Origin of the sequence: Modestobacter sp. VKM Ac-2979 (assembly GCF_026967995.1) — a bacterium.
In the GTDB taxonomy this organism is placed as follows: Bacteria; Actinomycetota; Actinomycetes; order Mycobacteriales; family Geodermatophilaceae; genus Modestobacter.
The window spans coordinates 224,973-239,422 of the sequence record NZ_JAPVBO010000001.1 but is presented as its reverse complement, the minus strand read 5'-3'; the positions used below and the strand labels follow the sequence as shown (position 1 = coordinate 239,422).

Genomic DNA, 14,450 nt, shown 5'->3' with positions numbered 1-14,450 from the left:
CCCCCCCCCCGACAGCCCTCCGTACCGCGCCCACCTGCACTTCCGCCGGCGCCGGACCGGGCCCCCGGGGGAGTGCGCCGGGACGCGCCGCACCGACTCCTGCTCCCGCCGCGTCGGCCGTGACGTGACGGTCTAAGCTCCGACCGTGACGATCGCACCCGCCCCGATCGTGAGCCGGCCGAGCCCGGCGCACGAGGCCGAGAAGGGATCGCGGCTCCTCGGTCTGCTGCGCACCACCGACCACAAGACCATCGGCCTGATGTACACGACGGTGTCGTTCATCTGGTTCTTCGTCGGTGGCTTCATGGCGCTGCTGATGCGCGGTGAGCTGGCCCGCCCGGAGCTTCAGTTCCTCTCGCCCGAGCAGTACAACCAGCTGGTCACCATGCACGGCACGGTGATGCTGCTGTTCTTCGCGACGCCGATGTTCTTCGCCTTCGCGAACCTGATCATGCCGCTGCAGCTGGGCGCGCCCGACGTCGCCTTCCCGCGACTGAACGCCTTCTCCTTCTGGCTGTTCTTCTTCGGGTCCTCGATCGCCGTCTCCGGCTTCCTGACCCCGGGTGGCGCCGCCGACTTCGGCTGGTACGCCTACGTGCCGCTGTCGACCGGTGTGCACAGCCCCGGCGCCGGTGCCGACCTGTGGATCGCGGGCCTGGCGGTCAGTGGTCTCGGCACGATCCTCGGTGGCGTCAACTTCATCGCCACGATCGTCTGCCTGCGGGCGCCGGGCCTGACGATGTTCCGGATGTCCATCTTCACCTGGGCATCGCTGGTCACCAGCATCCTGATCCTGCTCGCCTTCCCGATCCTGACCGCCGCGCTGTTCGCGCTGCTGGCCGACCGGCACCTCGGTGCGCAGGTCTACTCGCCGGAGAACGGCGGGCCGTTGCTGTGGCAGCACCTGTTCTGGTTCTTCGGGCATCCAGAGGTCTACATCATCGCGTTGCCGTTCTTCGGCATCATCAGCGAGGTCATCCCGGTCTTCAGCCGCAAGCCGCTGTTCGGCTACAAGGGCATGGTCTTCGCGCTCATCGCGATCACCGCCTTGTCGCTGGCGGTCTGGGCGCACCACATGTTCGCCACCGGCGCGGTGCTGCTGCCCTTCTTCGCCTTCCTGACGTACCTGATCGCGGTTCCGACCGGGATCAAGTTCTTCAACTGGATCGGCACGATGTGGCGCGGCCAGATCACCTTCGAGACGCCGATGCTGTTCTCGATCGGCTTCCTCATCACCTTCCTGCTCGGTGGTCTGACCGGTGTCCTGCTGGCCAGCCCGCCGCTGGACTGGCACGTCAACGACAGCTACTTCGTCGTGGCCCACTTCCACTACGTCGTCTTCGGCACCGTGGTGTTCGCCGCCTACGCCGGTCTGTACTTCTGGTTCCCGAAGATGTGCGGCCGGATGATGGACGAGAAGATCGGCAAGCTGCACTTCTGGCTGACCTTCATCGGCTTCCACGCCACGTTCCTCATCCAGCACTGGCTGGGCAACGCGGGCATGCCGCGCCGGTACGCCGACTACCTCGCGACCGACGGCGGCGGCTCCTTCACCACGATGCACACGATCTCCACCATCGGGTCGTTCGTCCTGGGTGCCTCGGTGATCCCGTTCGTCTACAACGTCGTGAAGTCGTGGAAGCACGGCCGGCTGGCGCTGCGCGACGACCCCTGGGGTCACGGCAACTCGCTGGAGTGGGCGACCTCGTCGCCTCCGCCGCGGCACAACTTCGTGGAGATCCCCCGGATCCGGTCGGAGCGCCCCGCGTTCGAGCTGCACTACCCGCACCTGCGGGACCGCCTGGAGATGGAGGCGCACGCCGGCAAGGGGCACCAGCCCTACGCCAGCGAGGCCGGTCTCACCGGCGGCGCCCGCCAGGGAGCCGACGACAAGGACCCGACCTGAGCAAGGCCCTCTGAGAGGGACGCACGGACGCCCCGTCAGCCGATCGGCTGACGGGGCGTCCGTGCGTCCGGGGCCGGGGACCGTCGGGCAGGGTGCGGTCGGGGGGCGATCACCGGTCCGGCACGATGACCGCGTGACCGACCGCGCCGCCGCCCCAGCGCCGACCGACCCGACTGCTGCACCGCCGACGTCGGACGGTGCTCTGCTGACCGTGACCGGCAGCGACCGGCCGGGGGTGACCGCGGCGCTGTTCGCCGCGCTGGCCGAGCTCGGCCCGCACCCGGTCGAGGTCCTCGACGTCGAACAGGTGGTGGTGCACGGCCAGCTGGTGCTGGGTGTCGTCGTCGGGAGCCCGGAGAGCGCCTCCGTCGGGTCCCTGGCCGACCGACTGCGCGCCACCGTCGCCGAGGTGGCGTCCCGGACCGGCGTCGCGGTGAGCGTCCAGCCCACCGCGGCCGGCAGCGCCCGGCAGGAGCGCACCGCCCGCCACCACGTCGTCGTGCTCGGTCGCCCCGTCCCGCCCGCTGCCGTCGCCGGCGCCGCGCGCGCCATCGCCGGGGTGGGCGGCAACATCGAGGCGATCCGCCGGCTGTCGGACTACCCGGTCACCAGCTTCGAGCTGACCGTCTCCGGTGCCGCCTCCACCGAGCTGCGGACGGCGCTGGCCACGGTCGCCGCCGAGACGGGCACCGACATCGCCGTGGAGCAGGTCGGGCTGGCCCGGCGCGGCAAGCGGCTGATCGTGCTGGACGTCGACTCCACCCTGGTGCGCGGCGAGGTGATCGACGAGCTGGCCGCCCGGGCCGGCCGGGCCGCCGAGGTCGCCCGGATCACCGCGGCGGCGATGAACGGCGAGCTCGACTTCGAGGAGTCCCTCCGGGCGCGGGTGGCGGTGCTGGCCGGGCTGCCGGTGGGTGTGCTGGAGGAGGTCCGCGCGCACCTGGTCCTCACCCCGGGCGCCCGCACCCTGATCCGCACCCTGCAGCGGCTGGGGTTCCGCTGCGGCATCGTCAGCGGCGGGTTCACCCAGATCACCGATCCGCTGGCCGCCGAGCTCGGGCTGGACTTCGCCGCCGCGAACACCCTCGAGGTGGCCGACGGCCGGCTGACCGGTGGGCTCGTCGGCGAGGTCGTCGACCGGGCGGGCAAGGCCCGGGCGCTGGCCCGCTTCGCCGCGCAGCACGGCGTCCCGCTGGACCAGACGGTCGCCGTGGGCGACGGCGCCAACGACCTCGACATGCTCAACGCGGCCGGGCTGGGCATCGCCTTCAACGCCAAGCCGTTCGTGCGCGACCAGGCGCACGCCGCGTTGAACCAGCCCTACCTCGACGCCGTCCTGCAGGTCCTCGGGTTCACCCGCGACGAGGTGCTGGACGCCAGCTGAACGCCAGTCAGCACTGGGGACTGGCGACGACGGGAGGCCGGAGGCCTCCCCGAGGAGGCAGCTCAGCGGCTCCACGCGAGTCGGGCACGGCTGCTGACCGCGGTGTCGTCCGTCAGGACGACGATGTGATGAGCTCCACGCCGGCGGTGCGGAGCTGCTCCAGGGCCGCCTCGGTGGTGGCCGGTGAGACGCCGGCGGTGAGCTCCAGCAGCACCCGGGTGGCGAACCCGGCGCCGACCCCGTCCAGCGCGGTGGCCCGGACGCAGTGGTCGGTGGCGATGCCAACGACGTCGATCGCGTCGACCCCGTGGGCCCGCAGCCAGTCGGCCAGCGGCTGCCCGTCGAAGGAGCCCTCGAAGCCGGAGTAGGCGGCTTCGTACTCGCCCTTGTCGAAGACCGCCTCGATCGGTCGCCGGTCCAGGTCGGAGTGCAGCTCGACCCCGGACGTGCCGACGACGCAGTGCGCGGGCCAGGTCTCCAGGTAGTCGGGCTGCTCGGCGAAGTGGCCGCCCGGGTCGACGTGGTGGTCCCGGGTGGCGACGACGTGCGCGTAGTCGGTCGCGGCGGCGTGGGCGCTGATCGCCCGGGCGACGGCGGTGCCGCCGTCGACGGCGAGGCTCCCGCCCTCGCAGAAGTCGTTCTGCACGTCCACGATCACCAGGGCCCGGGTCATGACCCCATCCTGCCCCGGCGAGGACCTCCGCAGGGGCGGGGCCCTCGGCTACCCGGTGACGGTGTCGATCGCCGGCTCGCCCCGGGACAGCGACCACGCCTCGGTCGGCAGGGCGCTGCGCGCCTGGACGTGCAGGTCCCGGGCAGCGGCCAGGGACTCGGCGGGGGAGCGGGGGTCGACGAGCTCGCCCCCGCGGACCAGCGGCCGGATCAGGTCACGGTCGTGCTCCCGGGCGGGGACGGGTGCCGCGCTCACCACCTCGGCGGTCGCCGTCCCGTCGGCGTCGTGCCGCCGGACGGCGTGCTTGCGGCCGCCCACCGAGCGCTTGCCCACGGAGTTCTTGGCCACCGGCACCCCGTCCCGGGCCACGAGCTTGTAGACCATCCCGACGGTGGGCGAGCCGGAGCCGGTCACCAGTGAGGTGCCCACCCCGTAGCCGTCGACCGGGGCGGCCGCCAGCGCGGCGATCGCGTACTCGTCGAGGTCGCTGGTGACGATGACCCGGGTGTCCGTCGCGCCCAGGGAGTCCAGCAGCTCGCGGGCGCGGGTCGCCTCGATGGCGAGGTCACCGGAGTCCAGCCGGACGGCGCCGAGCTCCGGGCCGGCCACCTCGACCGCCGTCCGGATGCCCTGCTCGGTGTCGTAGGTGTCGACCAGCAGCGTCGTCCCGACGCCGAGGGTGTCCAGCTGCGCGCGGAACGCCGCCGCCTCGTCGTCGTGCAGCAGGGTGAACGCGTGGGCGCTGGTGCCGGTCGTGGCGATGCCGTAGCGCGCGCCGGCGGCCAGGTTCGACGTGGCCGAGAAGCCGACCAAGGCCGCGGCCCGCGCCGCGGCGACGGCGGCCTCCTCGTGCGTGCGCCGGGAGCCCATCTCGATGCACGGGCGGCCACAGGCGGCGCCGACCATCCGGGCGCCGGCCGCGGCGATGGCGCTGTCGTGGTTGAGGATCGACAGGACCAGGGTCTCCAGCAGGACCGCCTGGCCGAACGGGGCCCGCACGGTCAGCACCGGGGACCCGGGGAAGTAGAGGTCGCCCTCGGCGTAGCCGTCGACGTCCCCGGTGAACCGGAAGCCGGCCAGGTGCTCCAGCAGTCGTGGGTCGTCCACGCCCTGCTGCCGGAGCGCGTCCAGCTCGGCGTCCCCGAAGCGGAAGTCGGCCAGCGCCTCCAGGAACCGGCCGGTGCCGGCGAGCACCCCGTACCGCCGGCCGTGCGGCAGCCGGCGGGCGAACACCTCGAAGACGCAGTCCCGGTCGGCGGTGCCGTCGGCCAGAGCGGCGGCCAGCATCGTCAGCTCGTAGCGGTCGGTGAACATCGCGGGGCTGAGCGGCGGGCTCTGCGGCATGGAGCAGCACGATAGGTGCCCACCGACTGCGTCGCGGGAGGCGGTCGTCCTAGAGTGCTCACGTGGCCGGACCGCTCGCGCCCGAACGGGTGTCGGAGACGTCGACGGGGGAGGAGTCCGCCCTCGACCGCCCCTGGGTCACCGTCGTCTGGGACGACCCGGTCAACCTGATGACCTACGTGACCTTCGTGCTCCAGGAGCTGTTCGGGTACGACGAGGCGACCGCGACGGAGCTCATGCTGCAGGTGCACAACGAGGGCAAGGCCATCGTCAGCTCCGGCCCGCGGGAGCGGATGGAGCACGACACCAACCGGCTGCACGCCTACGGCCTGTGGGCCACGTACCAGCGGGACGCATGAAGCCGTTCCGCCGCAAGGGCGACGAGCTGGTGGCCCGGCTGGTCGACGCCGAGGCCGACATCGTGGGCCTGTTGCTGGACCAGCTGGAGCAGCTGCTGGCCGCCGACCCGGCCGACTCCGGTGGTGACCCGGTGCTGGAGCGGCTGCTGCCCAGCGGTCACGCCAGCGACCCGCAGCTGGCCGCCGAGTACCGCGACCTCACCGAGGCCGGGCTGCGCAGCGGCAAGGCCGACGACCTGGCGATGGTCCGGGCGACCGTGCCGCCCGACGGCGGCGAGGTGCGGCTGGACGCCGAGCAGGCGCGTGCCTGGCTGCGCACCACCAACGACCTCCGGTTGGCGATGGGCACCCGGCTGGGCATCACCGCGGAGACCGAGCCCCCGGAGATCGACGCCGCGGGCGAGGGGGCCGACGACGAGAACTCGCAGCTGGCCGTCTACTACTGGCTCACCGCCGTGCAGGGGTCGTTGATCGACGCCTTGGCCGCCGGTCGAGGCGACCGACGGTGAGCAGCACCAGGATGGCGACGAGCAGGTCGGCGACGAAGAACACGTAGACCAGGCTGTGCACCGTCACGTCCTGCACGAGCGCCCCGATGCAGGACAGCAGGGTGATGCCGGACAGGCCGGCCAGCAGCACCAGCCCGATGAGCCGGCCGAGCACCACCAGCACCAGTTCGACCCGGTCGGTCCGCTCGTCCGTGGCGCGGCCACTGCGGTGCAACAGCCGGGCCGATCCGATGGCCAGGGCCGGCAGCGCGACCAGGACGACGCCGAGCACCATGAGAACCTCGATCACCACGGTCGGCGACGTTATCGGTCGGACACGTCTGCGACGCAATCCGTTCCTCCGCCGGTCACCCGTTCCGGCGGCCGCCCGGGGCGGGGAGGACGCCGGCCGGCGGCGCTGCCTAGACTGGTGGTGTGCTGCGCATCGACCGCGCGACCTACGACGCCATCGTGGCCCACGCCCGGGAAGACCACCCGGACGAGGCCTGTGGCGTCGTCGCCGGCCCCGAGGGCAGTGACCGGCCCGAGCGCTTCATCCCGATGCTCAACGCGGCCCGCTCGCCGACGTTCTACGAGTTCGACAGCGCCGACCTGCTGAAGCTGTACCGCGACATGGACGACCGGGACGAGGTGCCCGTGGTCATCTACCACTCGCACACCGCCACCGAGGCCCACCCCTCGCGCACCGACATCAGCTACGCCTCCGAGCCCGAGGCGCACTACGTGCTGGTCTCCACCCGCGAGCACGGCGCCCGGACCGGCCTGGCCGGCGACGAGGTCGAGTTCCGCAGCTTCCGGATCGTCGACGGCGAGGTGCGCGAGGAGGACGTCGAGGTCGTCGAGTCCTACCTGTTCGGCCACTCGCCGACCACCGTCGTCTACGACTGAGCGCCAGCTCACCCCGCGGCCGGCGGAATCGCCGGCCGCGCACCGGCGTTCCCCCGAGCAGTCGTTCCCGCGCGCCTTGCGCGCGACCCCCCGTCACCCCGCGAGAAGGAGTTCCCCCATGGCCATCGAGGTCCGCATCCCGACCATCCTGCGCACCCACACCGGCGGCAACAAGACCGTCCAGGGGAGCGGCGACACGCTCGGCGCGCTGGTCGACGACATCGACAGCCAGCACCCCGGCATCAAGGGCCGTCTGGTCACCGACGAGGGCAAGCTGCACCGCTTCGTGAACGTCTACGTCAACGACGAGGACGTGCGCTTCACCGGTGCGCTCGACACCTCCGTCAAGGACGGCGACTCGGTCACGATCCTCCCCGCCGTCGCCGGCGGCTGCTGACCCGGAGCCTCCCCGCCCGGTACCGCGACTCCAGGAGACCCGCCATGGCCCGCTTCGCCTCCCTCGTCGACTCGCTCGGCAACACCCCGCTGGTGGGGCTGCCGGCGCTGTCGCCCACCCCCGACGTCCGGCTGTGGGCCAAGCTCGAGGACCACAACCCCACCGGTTCGATCAAGGACCGCGCCGCCATCGCCATGATCGAGGCGGCGGAGAAGGAGGGGCGGCTGCAGCCGGGCAGCACGATCCTGGAGCCCACCAGCGGCAACACCGGCATCTCGCTGGCCATGGTCGCCCGGCAGCGCGGCTACCAGCTGATCTGCGTGATGCCGGAGAACACCTCGATCGAGCGGCGTCAGCTGCTGGAGATGTACGGCGCGCGGATCATCAGCTCCCCGGCCGCCGGGGGCAGCAACCAGGCCGTCGCCGTCGCCAAGGGGCTGGCCGCCGAGCACGACGACTGGGTGATGCTCTACCAGTACGGCAACCCGGCCAACGCCGAGGCGCACTACACCGGCACCGGTCCGGAGATCCTGGCCGACATGCCCTCGATCACCCACTTCGTGGCGGGGCTGGGCACCACCGGCACGCTGATGGGCGTCTCCCGGTACCTGCGGGAGAAGAAGCCCGACGTCCAGGTGATCGCCGCCGAGCCGCGCTACGGCGAACTGGTCTACGGCCTGCGCAACATCGACGAGGGGTTCATCCCCGAGCTCTACGACGCCGACCTGCTGGACTCCCGGTTCTCCGTCGGGCCGGACGACGCGATCCACCGCACCCGGCAGCTCGTCGAGCGCGAGGGCATCTTCGCCGGCATCTCGACCGGGGCGATCCTGCACGCGGCCCTCGGCGTCGCCGACAAGGAGGTCGCGGCCGGCCGCAAGGCCGACATCGTCTTCATCGTGTGCGACGGCGGGTGGAAGTACCTCTCCACCGGGGCCTACGCCGGCACGCTCGAGGAGGCCAGCGCCGCTCTGGAAGGCCAGCTGTGGGCCTGATCCTGCCGGCGCGGGGGCTGTTGTTCGACAACGACGGGGTGCTGGTCGACTCCGAGCCCAGTGTGGTGCGCTCCTGGTCGCGCTGGGCGGTCGACTCCGGGCTGGACCCGGCCGAGGTCATGGCGGCGGTGCCCGGCCGCCGGGCTGCCGACACGGTGGCGGTGTTCGTCAAGCCCGAGGACGTCGAGCGGTCGGTCGCCCTGATCACCCGCTACGAGCTGGAGGACGTCGCCGGCACGATCGCCGTCCCCGGCGTCCTGGACCTCATCGCGCAGCTCGACGACGTCCCCTGGGCCGTGGTGACCTCCGGCGTCCGCGAGCTGGCCACCGCGCGGCTGCGGGCCGCCGGTGTCCCGGTGCCCGAGGTCGTGGTGACCGCCGAGGACGTCGTCGCGGGCAAGCCCCACCCCGAGCCGTACCTGACCGGGGCGACCCGGCTCGGCGTCCCCCCGGGTGAGGTGATCGTGCTCGAGGACAGTCCGAGCGGGGTGAGCGCGGGGCTGGCGGCCGGCGCCACCGTGCTCGGCATCGGCCGGACGGCGCTGGCCAGCGACGCGACCGCCGTCGTCCAGGACCTGACCGGCGCCCGCTGGACCGGGGACGGGCTGCTGCTCCCGGACGCGGCGCTGCTGCGTCGTCCCTGACCGACCGTCGGGGCGTGACCACCGTCTCGGCCCGGCCACGAGGGGATGTCCGACCGGGCCGTTAGCCTGGCTGCCGACATGAGCACTGCGACATCGGGAGCCGACGCCCCCATCGGGATCTTCGACTCCGGGGTCGGTGGGCTCACCGTGGCCCGCGCCGTCCTCGACCAGCTGCCGCACGAGGCGATCCGCTACCTCGGCGACACCGCGCACAGCCCGTACGGTCCCCGGCCGATCGCCGACGTCCGCCGGCACTCGCTCGCGGCCATGGACCAGCTGGTCGCCGACGGCGTCAAGATGCTCGTCATCGCCTGCAACTCCGCCAGCGCCGCCTGCCTGGGCGACGCCCGGGAGCGCTACGACGTCCCGGTGGTGGAGGTGGTGCTCCCCGCGGTCCGCCGGGCGACCGCCGCGACGCGGAACGGGCGGGTGGGCGTCATCGCCACCCAGGCCACCGTCCGGAGCGGCGCGTACGAGGACGCCTTCGCCGCCGCCCCCCAGCTGAGCGTCACCAGCGCCGCCTGCCCCAGCTTCGTCGACTTCGTCGAGCGCGGGATCACCAGCGGCCGGCAGCTCGTCGGGCTGGCGCAGTCCTACCTCGACCCGCTGCTGGGAGCCGGGGTCGACACCGTCGTGCTCGGCTGCACGCACTATCCGTTGCTCACCGGTGTGCTGTCGCTGGTGCTGGGCGAGGAGGTCACGCTGGTGTCCAGCGCGGAGGAGACGGCCAAGGACGTGTACCGGGTGCTGACCCGTACCGACCTGCTGCGCGACCCCGAGGGCCCCCCGCCGGTGCACCGGTTCCTGGCCACCGGCGACCCCGAGCCCTTCGCCCGGCTCGGCCGGCGGTTCCTGGGCCCCGAGGTCGACGCCGTCCTGCGTGCGGGTGCGGAGGCCGGGGAGTGAGGCTGACCGTCGTCGGCTGCTCCGGCAGCGCACCGGGCCCGTCCTCGCCCGCCTCGTGCTACCTGGTGGAGCACGAGGAGTTCGCGTTGCTGCTGGACCTGGGCAACGGGTCCTTCGGCGCCCTGCAGGGGCTCATCGACCCCGGTCGGGTCGACGCCGTCTACCTCAGCCACCTGCACGCCGACCACTGCCTGGACGCCGCGCCCTTCATCGTGTGGCACCGCTACTCGGGCCGCTCCGACGGTCGTGCCGTGCCGCTGTACGCACCGGTCGGCGCCGACCGCCGGCTGGCCGCCGCCTACGACGCCGACGGCGGGCCGATCGACGACGTCTTCGACGTCACCGCGGTCGGCCCCGGCAGTTGGTCGATCGGGCCGTTCCAGGTGCGGACGGTGCGGACGGCCCACCCGGTCGAGTGCTACGCCGTGCGGTTGACCGCCGGTGGCCGGTCGCTGGTCTACACCGGTGACACCGGCCCGTCGGACGCCGTCGTCGAGCTGGCCCGGGGGGCGGACGTGCTGCTGGCCGAGGCCGCCTACCCCGACGTCCCCGACCTGCCCCCGGGGCTGCACCTGACCGGTCGGCAGGCCGGGGAGCACGCCGCTGCGGCCGGGGTCGGCCGGCTGCTCGTCACGCACGTGCCCGCCTGGGTCGACGCCGAGGCGCAGCTGGCCGACGCGCGATCGGTCTTCCCGGCCGCCGAGCTCGCCCGGCACGCCGCCGTCCACGACATCTGAGGACGGGCGGCCTGACCGGTTGCCCCACGGGGCGGCGCCCGGCACGGTGACCGGGTGGCCACCAGCGAAGAACGGGACGGCGTCCGGCTGAGCAGCCTGGACTCCCCGCTGGGCGACGGGCTCGAGGTGACCAAGCGCGACCTGGTCGACCACCTCGACGCCTTCGCCGACCGGCTCGTCCCGCTGCTCGCCGGGCGGCCGCTGACCATCAAGCGGGTGCGGCCCGGAGCGGCTCCGTTCATCCAGCGCGACGTGCCCAAGGGCGCGCCGGAGTGGGTGCGGACGGTGGCCACCTGGTCCGACCGGGCCCACCGCGAGGTGCACCAGGTGCTGGTCGAGGACCGCCGCACCCTGCTGTGGCTGGCCAACCAGCGGGCCGTGGAGTACCACGTGCCGTTCAGCCGGGTGGGGGAGGAGCAGCCGACCGGGCTGGTGCTCGACCTCGACCCGCCCGACGGTGCGCCGTTCGACGTGGTCGTGCGCACGGCCCGGCTGTGCCGCCGCGCGCTCGCCGAGGCCGGCCTGACGGCGGCGGTGAAGACGAGCGGGTCGACGGGGGTGCACGTCGTCGTCCCGGTGCACGGCTCACCGGCCGAGGACGTCGCCGCCGCCACCCGCGCCCTGGCGGCCCGGGCCGAGCGCCTCGACCCCGAGCTGGCGACCACCGCCTACGTGGTGGCCGAGCGGGGTGGCCGCGTGTTCGTCGACTCGACCCGTTCGGGCCGGGGCACGGTGGCGGCGGCCTACAGCCCGCGGGTGCGGCCCGGTCTGCCGGTCTCGGCGCCGGTGGGCTGGGAGGAGCTGGACGACGTCCGGCCGGGGGACGTCACCGTGCGCACCGCGCGGGAGCGGATCGGGGACGGCGACCCGTGGGCGGCGGCGCTGCCCGAGCCGCAGCAGTTGCCCGCCGATCTGGTCGCCGAGGGGCACACCATCCCGGTCGCCCGGGTGGCCGCGATGCACGAGGGCAAGCGGCGCGCCCGCGCGAAAGCGGCTGAGAGCGGGTCGTGAGCGGGTGGCCTCAGCGGGCCGGATGGCCCAGGTCGACGACGCAGAAGAGGTTGCCGTCGGGGTCGGCGAGGACCACGAAGTCCGGGTCGTCCGGGTAGCCGTCCCAGTCGACCCGCTGGGCGCCCAGTCCGACGAGGCGGTCGACCTCGGCCGTCTGCTCAGCCCGGTCGGCGACGTGCAGGTCGAGGTGCGACCGCGGGTGGGCCGGCGCCGGTGTGACGCTGATCTGCAGGGCCAGTCGGGTGCCAGGGGCACCACCGGGTGGGGCCAGGACGGTGGCGCAGCCGCCGAAGCCGCCCTCGAGCAGTTCGTGGCCGAGGGCGCGCCGCCAGAACTCCGCGGCGCGCTGGACGTCGGTCACCCCGAGGACCACCTGACCGAGGGAGAGCACCGGGCGATCCTGGCACGCCGGCTCCGACCGGTCACGTGTGCCAGGTCGGAGCCGACCTCCGACTGGCCTGGCAGCACCGGACGGCTCCTTCCGTCGGACCCCGGTTGGCCGTGCGGCCCGGCGTGCCAGCCGAGGCCGGGGACGTGGCGAGCCTGACCGGGCGGGTGGGCGCAGTCGGGCTCGTACGGTGGCGCGGTGATCCTCTGGCTGCACGGGGCGTTCGGTGTCGGGAAGTCCTCGGTCGCGGCAGAGCTGCACCGCCGCCGGCCGGAAATGGTGCCGTACGACCCCGAGCTGGTCGGGTACCTGCTGCGGCGGTCCCTGCCGGTCCCGACCGGGGACTTCCAGGACCTGGCGGAGTGGCGAGAGCTCGTCGTCGCAACGGGCGCAGTGCTGGACGATGCAGGTCGCCGTCTGGTGCTGGCACCGATGACGCTGCTCCAGGAGCAGTACGCCGGTGAGGTGTTCGCCGGGCTGGCTGCCCGTGGGGTCGAGGTGCGACACGTCCTGCTCGACGTCGCCGATGACGAGCTGTCCCGCCGGATCCGCACCGATGCGGCTGAGCCGGGCGCACGATCGTGGCGGCTCGAGCGCGTTCCTGCGTACGAGGCCGCCCGGCCGTGGCTGGTCTCGGCGGCCGACCTGGTCGTGGACACCACAGCCAGGACGGTCGAGCAGGTGGCCGACGAGGTGTCGGGCGCGTTGCCCGCCGCGCGGTGATCGCCGGGCTCCCGGTGCAGTGGCCGGGCTCGCCCTGCAGGACGAGCCCGGCGACCGGGGCGCGAGCCCGGCGATCATGCGTGGGTCAGCTGGTCTGCACCTCGCGGCCGTCCTCGCCCCACATGGTGTGGAAGTTGCCCTCGCGGTCGGTGCGCCGGTAGGTGTGGGCGCCGAAGAGGTCGCGCAGGCCCTGGATCAGCGCGGCCGGGAGCCGCTCGGCGCGCAGGCCGTCGTAGTAGGCCAGTGCGCTGGCGAAGCCGGGCACCGGCACCCCGTGCCGCGCCGCCCCCGCCACGATCTGCCGCCAGCTCTCCTGGCCCTCGCTGACCGCACCGCGGAAGTAGTCGTTGGTCAGCAGCGTGGTGACGTCGGGCTCGTCGGTGAAGACCTGGCTGATCCGGTCCAGGAAGCGCGCCCGGATGATGCAGCCGCCGCGCCAGATCTTGGCCAGCGCGGCCCGGTCGATGTCCCAGCCGTGCTGGTCGGCGCCCTGGGTGATCTGGTCGAACCCCTGGGCGTAGGCCACCACCTTCGAGGCGTACAGCGCCTGGCGCACCGACTCGATGAAGGCGTCCTTGTCGGCCACCTGCTCGTCCCACTCGCGGTCGGGCCCCGGCAGCACCCGCTGCGCGGCCTGCCGCTGCTCGCGGTGCCCGGACAGTGCCCGGGCGAAGACCGCTTCGGCGATGCCGCTGACCGGCACCCCGAGGTCCAGCGCCGACTGCACCGTCCAGCGACCGGTGCCCTTCTGCTCGGCCTCGTCCAGCACGATGTCGACGAACGGCCCACCGGTCTCTGCGTCGGTGTGCCGCAGCACCTGCGCGGTGATCTCGATCAGGTAGCTCTCGAGGTCGCCCTCGTTCCAGCTGGCGAAGACGTCACCGATCTCCGCGGGCGTCAGCTCCAGCCCCTGGCGCAGCAGGTCGTAGGCCTCGGCGATGAGCTGCATGTCGGCGTACTCGATGCCGTTGTGCACCATCTTCACGAAGTGGCCGGCGCCGCTGGCCCCGATGTGGGTGCAGCACGGCTCGCCGTCGACGACGGCGGCGATCGACTCCAGCAGCGGGCCGACCAGCGCGTAGGCCTCCTTCGAGCCGCCGGGCATGATGCTCGGCCCGTTGAGCGCGCCCTCCTCACCGCCGCTGATCCCGGTGCCCATGAAGTGCAGGCCCCGGGCGGTGAGCGCCTCGGTGCGGCGGATCGTGTCGGTGAACAGGGCGTTGCCGCCGTCCATCAGCACGTCGCCCTCGTCCAGCAGCGGGGCGATCTCCTCGATCACGCCGTCGGTGGCCGCACCCGCCTGCACCATGACGATGATCTTGCGCGGGCGCTGCAGGGCGCCGACGAACTCCGCCATCGACCCGGTCGGCACGAAGTCGCCCTCGCTGCCGTACTGCTCGACGAGGGCGTCGGTGCGCCCTCTGCTGCGGTTGTGCAGCACCACCTGGTGGCCGTGCCGGGCGAGGTTGCGGGCGAGGTTGGCGCCCATGACCGCGAGCCCGGTGACGCCGATCTGATCACTCATGCCACGACCCTGCCCGAGCCGGGCCCGGCTGACCAGCGCCGTCCCAGCCCCTGGACAGCAC

Annotated in this window: 17 protein-coding genes; 12 read left to right on the top strand and 5 right to left on the bottom strand. The window is 73.2% G+C overall.

The features are described from left to right. Positions 1-145 precede the first annotated feature (145 nt). Both ctaD and serB read left to right on the top strand, forming a co-directional pair. Positions 146-1,906, top strand: a complete 1,761-nt coding sequence (gene ctaD / locus O2W15_RS01170) for an aa3-type cytochrome oxidase subunit I (protein ID WP_269161773.1) — start codon at positions 146-148, stop codon at positions 1,904-1,906. A gap of 133 nt (positions 1,907-2,039) precedes the next feature. Beyond that, on the top strand, positions 2,040-3,290 hold the full coding sequence (gene serB, locus O2W15_RS01165) for a phosphoserine phosphatase SerB (protein WP_269178041.1): 1,251 nt from the start codon (positions 2,040-2,042) through the stop codon (positions 3,288-3,290). Positions 3,291-3,402: 112 nt separating this feature from the next. Here the strand turns inward: serB and O2W15_RS01160 are convergent, their stop codons facing one another. Beyond that, positions 3,403-3,963: an isochorismatase family protein gene (locus O2W15_RS01160; protein WP_269161775.1), complete on the bottom strand. Its 561-nt coding sequence runs from the start codon at positions 3,961-3,963 to the stop codon at positions 3,403-3,405. A gap of 48 nt (positions 3,964-4,011) precedes the next feature. Further along, entirely contained in the window at positions 4,012-5,307 is a 1,296-nt protein-coding gene (locus tag O2W15_RS01155) for a nicotinate phosphoribosyltransferase (RefSeq protein ID WP_269178040.1), read from the bottom strand. Positions 5,308-5,369: 62 nt separating this feature from the next. Between O2W15_RS01155 and clpS the strand changes: the two genes are divergently transcribed. Both clpS and O2W15_RS01145 read left to right on the top strand, forming a co-directional pair. Further along, entirely contained in the window at positions 5,370-5,666 is a 297-nt protein-coding gene (clpS, locus tag O2W15_RS01150; RefSeq protein WP_036333437.1) for an ATP-dependent Clp protease adapter ClpS, read from the top strand. Continuing rightward, the gene (locus O2W15_RS01145; RefSeq protein ID WP_269161777.1) at positions 5,663-6,175 is read left to right on the top strand and encodes a DUF2017 family protein; all 513 of its coding nucleotides are present in this window, start codon (positions 5,663-5,665) and stop codon (positions 6,173-6,175) included. Before clpS ends, O2W15_RS01145 begins: the two co-directional genes overlap by 4 nt. Here O2W15_RS01145 and O2W15_RS01140 read toward each other — a convergent pair. Then, entirely contained in the window at positions 6,114-6,467 is a 354-nt protein-coding gene (locus O2W15_RS01140) for a hypothetical protein (protein WP_269178039.1), read from the bottom strand. The two genes, O2W15_RS01145 and O2W15_RS01140, sit on opposite strands and share 62 nt — an antisense overlap. A 122-nt stretch (positions 6,468-6,589) precedes the next feature. Between O2W15_RS01140 and O2W15_RS01135 the strand changes: the two genes are divergently transcribed. From O2W15_RS01135 to O2W15_RS01105, 7 genes are all read left to right on the top strand, one after another. Beyond that, positions 6,590-7,063, top strand: coding sequence for a M67 family metallopeptidase (locus tag O2W15_RS01135; protein ID WP_269161779.1), 474 nt, complete (start codon positions 6,590-6,592; stop codon positions 7,061-7,063). Between the two features lie 118 nt (positions 7,064-7,181). Continuing rightward, positions 7,182-7,460: a MoaD/ThiS family protein gene (locus O2W15_RS01130; RefSeq protein WP_269161780.1), complete on the top strand. Its 279-nt coding sequence runs from the start codon at positions 7,182-7,184 to the stop codon at positions 7,458-7,460. Positions 7,461-7,504: 44 nt separating this feature from the next. Continuing rightward, complete coding sequence (locus tag O2W15_RS01125) at positions 7,505-8,455, top strand: PLP-dependent cysteine synthase family protein (RefSeq protein ID WP_036333447.1); 951 nt, start codon at positions 7,505-7,507, stop codon at positions 8,453-8,455. Beyond that, positions 8,446-9,099, top strand: coding sequence for an HAD-IA family hydrolase (locus O2W15_RS01120; RefSeq protein ID WP_269161781.1), 654 nt, complete (start codon positions 8,446-8,448; stop codon positions 9,097-9,099). The genes O2W15_RS01125 and O2W15_RS01120 overlap by 10 nt, the downstream gene beginning before the upstream one ends. 78 nt (positions 9,100-9,177) lie before the next feature. After that, positions 9,178-10,005: a glutamate racemase gene (gene murI / locus O2W15_RS01115; protein ID WP_269161782.1), complete on the top strand. Its 828-nt coding sequence runs from the start codon at positions 9,178-9,180 to the stop codon at positions 10,003-10,005. Continuing rightward, the gene (locus O2W15_RS01110; protein ID WP_269161783.1) at positions 10,002-10,742 is read left to right on the top strand and encodes an MBL fold metallo-hydrolase; all 741 of its coding nucleotides are present in this window, start codon (positions 10,002-10,004) and stop codon (positions 10,740-10,742) included. Before murI ends, O2W15_RS01110 begins: the two co-directional genes overlap by 4 nt. Positions 10,743-10,796: 54 nt before the next feature. Beyond that, positions 10,797-11,753 carry a DNA polymerase domain-containing protein gene (locus O2W15_RS01105; protein ID WP_269178038.1) on the top strand — a complete coding sequence of 319 codons (957 nt, stop codon included), beginning with the start codon at positions 10,797-10,799 and terminating at the stop codon, positions 11,751-11,753. 10 nt (positions 11,754-11,763) lie between these two features. Here the strand turns inward: O2W15_RS01105 and O2W15_RS01100 are convergent, their stop codons facing one another. Beyond that, positions 11,764-12,144, bottom strand: coding sequence for a VOC family protein (locus O2W15_RS01100; protein ID WP_269178037.1), 381 nt, complete (start codon positions 12,142-12,144; stop codon positions 11,764-11,766). A gap of 195 nt (positions 12,145-12,339) precedes the next feature. Between O2W15_RS01100 and O2W15_RS01095 the strand changes: the two genes are divergently transcribed. Further along, positions 12,340-12,864, top strand: coding sequence for an AAA family ATPase (locus O2W15_RS01095; protein ID WP_269178036.1), 525 nt, complete (start codon positions 12,340-12,342; stop codon positions 12,862-12,864). Between the two features lie 85 nt (positions 12,865-12,949). Here the strand turns inward: O2W15_RS01095 and gndA are convergent, their stop codons facing one another. Then, a complete protein-coding gene (gene gndA, locus O2W15_RS01090) occupies positions 12,950-14,389 on the bottom strand; it encodes an NADP-dependent phosphogluconate dehydrogenase (protein ID WP_036333459.1) in 1,440 nt (479 codons plus the stop codon). Positions 14,390-14,450 lie beyond the last annotated feature (61 nt).

Excerpts from the sequence above, each read along its gene's own strand:
- O2W15_RS01130 (WP_269161780.1), top strand. The coding sequence starts at position 7,182 with ATGGCCATCGAGGTCCGCATCCCGACCATCCTGCGCACCCACACCGGC.
- murI (WP_269161782.1), top strand. The coding sequence starts at position 9,178 with ATGAGCACTGCGACATCGGGAGCCGACGCCCCCATCGGGATCTTCGAC.
- O2W15_RS01145 (WP_269161777.1), top strand. The coding sequence starts at position 5,663 with ATGAAGCCGTTCCGCCGCAAGGGCGACGAGCTGGTGGCCCGGCTGGTC.
- O2W15_RS01160 (WP_269161775.1), bottom strand. The coding sequence starts at position 3,963 with ATGACCCGGGCCCTGGTGATCGTGGACGTGCAGAACGACTTCTGCGAG.
- O2W15_RS01155 (WP_269178040.1), bottom strand. The coding sequence starts at position 5,307 with ATGCCGCAGAGCCCGCCGCTCAGCCCCGCGATGTTCACCGACCGCTAC.
- O2W15_RS01125 (WP_036333447.1), top strand. The coding sequence starts at position 7,505 with ATGGCCCGCTTCGCCTCCCTCGTCGACTCGCTCGGCAACACCCCGCTG.
- gndA (WP_036333459.1), bottom strand. The coding sequence starts at position 14,389 with ATGAGTGATCAGATCGGCGTCACCGGGCTCGCGGTCATGGGCGCCAAC.